Genomic DNA, 5,252 nt, shown 5'->3' on the forward strand with positions numbered 1-5,252 from the left:
GTGATGTTCGCCACCCCGCGGGCCCAGGCCCTCAACCGCCCATTGGGCGAAGTGATGCCCGCCGAATTCGCCGAGGAGTTCTACCGCGGCCGCCAGACCCCCGGCATCCGCAACCTGTACAAGTTCCGCATGGCGTCGCCGGCAGGCGAGATGCGCATCACCAACATCGCCATCGCGCCACTGGTCTCGCGCACCTTCGAGCCCATCGGCCGGCTGATCATCCTGGACGACATCACCGAGCGCGTGGACCTGGAAGCGCAGCTCTCCCAGGCCGACAAGATGTCGTCCATCGGCCTGCTGGCGGCGGGCGTGGCCCACGAGGTCAATACCCCGCTGGCCGTCATCTCCTCCTACGCCCAGATGCTGGCCAAGCAGGTGCAGCGCGACCCCCGGCAGACGGAGCTGCTGGAGAAGATCACGCGCCAGACCTTCCGCGCCTCGGAGATTGTCAACAGCCTGCTGAACTTCTCCCGCACCAGCGCCACCGAGTTCACCGACGTGGACCTCAACAAGGTGGTGCGTGACACGCTCACGCTGCTCGAGCACCAGCTCAGGCAGTCCCGCGTGCAGGTGGACATGCAGCTCACCGACGCGCTGGTGCCCATCTACGGCAATTTCGGCAAGCTGCAGCAGGTGTTCCTCAACCTGTTCCTGAACGCGCGCGACGCCATGCCCGAAGGCGGCACGCTCTCCGTCTCCACTTCGAACGGCGACGCCGCGCGGGTCAGCGTGCGCGACACCGGCATGGGCATCGCCCAGGAGCACATCACCCGCATCTACGACCCGTTCTTCACCACCAAGAACGGCGCCGCCGGCGCCCAGCCCCGCGGCACCGGCCTCGGCCTCTCCGTGACTTACGGCATCATTCAGGAGCATGCGGGGAAGATCCGCGTGGAGAGCCGGCCGGGCGAGGGCACCGCGTTCCACCTGGAATTCCCGCTGGTAAGGAAGGCTGTCCGTGTCTGAGAGCGCGGTCATCACCCGTCCGCCGTACAACCGTGAAGAGACTGCGCCCGCTGCCATCCTCATCATTGACGACGAGGCCGCCATCCGGGAGTCGCTCGAGACCCTGCTCGACCTGGAGAACTACCAGGTACGCGCGGCGGGAACCGGGGAAGCGGGCCTCGCGGCGCTGGGCGAGCGGCCCTTCGACCTCATCCTGCTCGACCTGGCTCTGCCCGACCGCAACGGCCTGGAAGTGTTGCGCGAGATACGCGAGCGCGACCCGCTGGTGCCGGTCATCATGATCACCGCCTACGGCACGGTGGAGAACGCCGTCTCCGCCATGCAGGGCGGCGCTTCCAACTTCGTGCAGAAGCCCTGGGACAACGAGAAGCTGCTGGCCGACATCCGCACCGCGATCGCCCGCCGCCGCGCCGAAGAAGAAGTGGTCCAGCTCAAGCGCGCCCTCAAGCAGCGCTACAACTTCGAGAACATCGTGGGCAAGGGCGACGCCATGCTCAAGATCTTCGACCTGGTGGCGCAGGTCGCGCCCAGCCGCTCGACCGTGCTGCTGCAGGGCGAAAGCGGCACCGGCAAGGAGCTGATCGCCAAGGCAATCCACGCCAACTCGCCGCGCCGCGACCGCCCGTTCGTTCCGGTGAACACCGGCTCCATGCCGCCCGACCTTTTGGAATCGACGCTCTTCGGGCACGTCAAGGGCGCGTTTACCAGCGCCATCGCCTCGAAAAAGGGCCTGTTCGAGGTGGCCGACCGTGGCACCATCTTCCTGGACGAGATCGGCACCATGAGCCTGGAGACGCAGTCCAAGATCCTGCGCGTGCTCCAGGACCGCAAGTTCATGCACCTGGGCGGCGTGCAGGAAATCCAGGTGGACGTGCGCGTCATCGCCGCCACCAACGTGGACCTGAAGCAGATGGTGGCCGAAGGCCGGTTCCGCGAGGACCTCTACTACCGGCTGAACGTCATCACCATCGACCTGCCGCCGCTGCGCGCTCGCCGCGAGGACATCCCGCTGCTGGTCGAGCATTTCCTCAAGAAGTACTCCGCGGAGAACGACAAACCGGTGCGCCAGGTCTCGGCCGAAGCACTGCGTCCTCTGATGGATTACCAGTGGCCGGGCAACGTGCGCGAACTGGAGAACGTCATCGAGCGCGCCGTCGTGCTCTCGACCGGCCCGGTGATCGGCATTGACCTTCTGCCCGACCTCATCGTCGGCCGGGGCACGCCGGTGAGCCTGCTGGCCTCGAACCCCGACGCCTCGCTGTTCGACATCATCGAGGACTGCGAGCGCCGCATCATCACCGACATGCTGGAAAAAACCTCCTGGAACCAGACCGACGCCGCCGAACGCTTCCGCATCCCGCTCTCGACCCTCAACCAGAAGATCAAGCGGCTGAGTATCGAGATTCGGAAGAGACGCGGCGGAGCGGAGTAGGTTCGGGTTTCTCGTTTCTGGTTTCTCGTTTCTCGCACCAAGGGCCCCCGGTTCTGCACAAGCGTGGAGGACTGCGGATGTCGCGCCGCAAAGCAAGGTTGGTCGTCCTTTGGGGCCTGGCGTGGTGGCTGACCGCCAGCGCGCTAGCCCAGGTTCCTGCCGATAACACTCCCCAACCGACGGTACGCGTGACCACCGGCCTGGTGCTGGTGGATGCGGTGGTGACCGACCGGAACGGCCGCCCGGTGCGCGACCTCAAGGCGGAAGACTTCGCGGTCTACGAGAACGGCAAGCCGGTGAAGCTGGCGTTTGCTACCTTGCACACACCCGAGGAGGCACGGAGCGCAGTCCCGCCCGCGTTGCCTCCGAACGTGTACACCAACCGACCCGAGTACCGCAGTACGGCCGAGCCGCTGGTCATCCTGCTTCTCGATGCTCGCAATACGCGCATGCAGGATCAGGCCTACGCGAGGCTGCAACTGCTGAAATACCTAGGCACGCAACTGAGGCCGGATCAGCCGGTGGCCGTATACGCGCTTGGAAGCTCGCTGACGTTGCTGCAGGACTTCACCGATGACCCAGCGCAATTGCGGGCTGCGGTTGAGACCTTCCGGCCGCAAGCGTCGCGGGAACTGTCGATGGAGGACCTAGACCGGGTGCGCGCGCCGGAGCCACGAGAACAGCGTTTTTTGCGCTTTTACCGGCAAATGAACGAGTTTTACATGAACCAAGTGATTGCAGCTCGCGACGTGCGCGTGGCAGGAACGCTTGCCGCGCTGCGGGCCATCGGCCGCTCCATGGCCGGCATTCCAGGACGGAAGAACCTTGTCTGGGTGTCTGCGGGATTCCCCCTGCAGTCAATTGAAACGAGAGGTTCCTACGTCAGCGAGACCAGAGTAACGACGGCCATGCTGACCGACGCCCGGGTCGCCGTATATCCCGTAGATGCCCGCGGGCTGGTAGTAGGAATCACTGCAATCAATGCGGATCGCCCGCGCGTGCAGTTCAAAGAAGACATCGAACGTGCGAGCAGGCAGATACTGGACACCCAGCAAAGCATGGAAGTAATGGCTAGCTTCACTGGCGGACGAATGTTCAAGAATCGAAACGATATCGACAATGCCGTGGCCACGAGCATTCGGGAAGGCTCGACCTATTACGTGGTCGGCTATTACGCGGAGAACAAGAATTGGGACGGGAGATTTCGCGAATTACGCGTTAGGTTGAAGCGTCCCGGACTCACTATACGCCACCGACAAGGTTACTTCGCCTTCGACCCGGAAAAGTGGGAGACGCGCTCCAAGGCGGTGCAGGCCGACATGGCCTGGACACTCGAAGCGACCGCCATGCCTGCCACCCAGATCGTCTTTGATGCCCGAATCGCGCCAGCAGGCTCGGGCGAGCCAGTCACGCTGCCGATCGAGTTCCGTGTGGACCTCAACACCCTCTCGGCGCGACCCCTTGCCAACGGTGGAAAGGCATACCGGGCTGAATTCCACGCAGTCGCAATCAATCAGAAAGGCGACGTGGCGGCACGGCTGGCCCTTGAACTCACCGCACCTGTCCTCAGCTCCGACCTGCACGCGCTGGAGCAACAGGGCCTGCCCTTCCGCCTGGAAATGGAACTCCCGTCTGGGCGCTACGAACTTCGGCTGGGGGTGCGCGACGTCACCACCGGCTTCTTCGGCACGCTTAGCGCGCCGGTGGATGTGGCCGCACCAACCCAGTAGTCCAGCAGACCGACGCCGCCGAACGCTTCCGCATCCCGCTCTCGACCCTCAACCAGAAGCTCAAGCGGCTGAGTATCGAGATAAGGAAGAGACGGGGCGGAGGGGAGTAGGGTTCAGTTTTCTAGTTCAAGAGCTCCCAGTTTCAGCCAACTGAGAACCGAGAACTGACAACCGGGGTCTGCTACCCCGCCGCCACGCTCTGCCCCAGGAACACCAGCGGCCGTATAGCCGCGATCACGCCGCAGTCCACGGCGTGGCGATAGAACAGTTCCAGGCCTTCGCGATGCTCGGCGTCGAAGGCGTAGTCGATGTTTTCCGTCAGATAGGAGACCACTTCCCTTTCGGCGATGCCGACACGCGGCGCCCACTGGCGGGCCAGCGCGCGGACGTTTTCCGGCTCCAGGCCGTGGTCGCGTGACTGCTGGAAGACGCGCGCCAGCTCCGGCCGTGCCGCTTCCGAGCGCACCGCCCAGAAGGCGAAGACGGCGGGCTTGCCGGTGAAGCGGTTCCATTCTTCGGCAAGGTCATAGGTGAGGTAGCGGGAGCGGTCCACGGTGAGCGCGGGATCGCCGATGAGCAGGGCGGCATCGCAGGTGCCCAGCATGGCGTCGAGGTCGGGCTCCATGGCCAGGAAATGCCGCTGCCCGCCCCACCACTTCGCGAACAGCACCCGGGCGAGGGCGACCGACGTGCGCGACGAAGTATCCGCCGCGACGGTCTCTACCTCTTCGATGGGCTTTCTGGCCACCAGCAGGATGGAGCGCACGGAGCGCCGCGAGGAAATCGACACGCCGGGAATGATGGCCAGGTCGGGGATGGTCTCGTAGGCGATGACCGGGATGATGCCCACGTCGGCCGCGCCGGTGCGCAACTGCTCGGCGCACTGCGCGGGCACGGTATAGCGCACCTCGAACCCGGGACGCGGCGGGCCGTGCTCGAAGTCCCACATCAGCGGCGCCGTGTTGAGGAAGGAAATGGCCGAGATGCGCACATACCCCATGACGGCGAAATTCTACTCGCTTCTAGCTGCTAGCTACTAGCTGCTAGCTTCTGGCCCGCTATTGACATCGATTTTCCGCCGCGTGTACAGTCCGCGGCGGGCCCTCCGTTTCAACCGCGGATTT

The 5,252-nt window shown here is 64.6% G+C and carries 4 protein-coding genes; 3 read left to right on the forward strand and 1 reads right to left on the reverse strand.

Features of this window, described 5'->3' with window-relative positions:
- From VLE48_14360 to VLE48_14370, 3 genes are all read left to right on the forward strand, one after another.
- Positions 1-966: ATP-binding protein (locus VLE48_14360; protein ID HSA94192.1), on the forward strand; the 966-nt coding region annotated here is incomplete at its 5' end.
- Entirely contained in the window at positions 959-2,398 is a 1,440-nt protein-coding gene (locus VLE48_14365) for a sigma-54 dependent transcriptional regulator (protein ID HSA94193.1), read from the forward strand. The genes VLE48_14360 and VLE48_14365, both read left to right, overlap by 8 nt.
- Before the next feature lie 77 nt (positions 2,399-2,475).
- Entirely contained in the window at positions 2,476-4,128 is a 1,653-nt protein-coding gene (locus VLE48_14370) for a VWA domain-containing protein (protein ID HSA94194.1), read from the forward strand.
- Positions 4,129-4,309: 181 nt separating this feature from the next.
- Here the strand turns inward: VLE48_14370 and VLE48_14375 are convergent, their stop codons facing one another.
- Positions 4,310-5,128: a menaquinone biosynthesis protein gene (locus VLE48_14375; GenBank protein HSA94195.1), complete on the reverse strand. Its 819-nt coding sequence runs from the start codon at positions 5,126-5,128 to the stop codon at positions 4,310-4,312.
- Positions 5,129-5,252 lie beyond the last annotated feature (124 nt).

The sequence above is a fragment of the Terriglobales bacterium genome, assembly GCA_035454605.1.
In the GTDB taxonomy this organism is placed as follows: domain Bacteria; phylum Acidobacteriota; class Terriglobia; order Terriglobales; family Acidobacteriaceae; genus DATMAB01.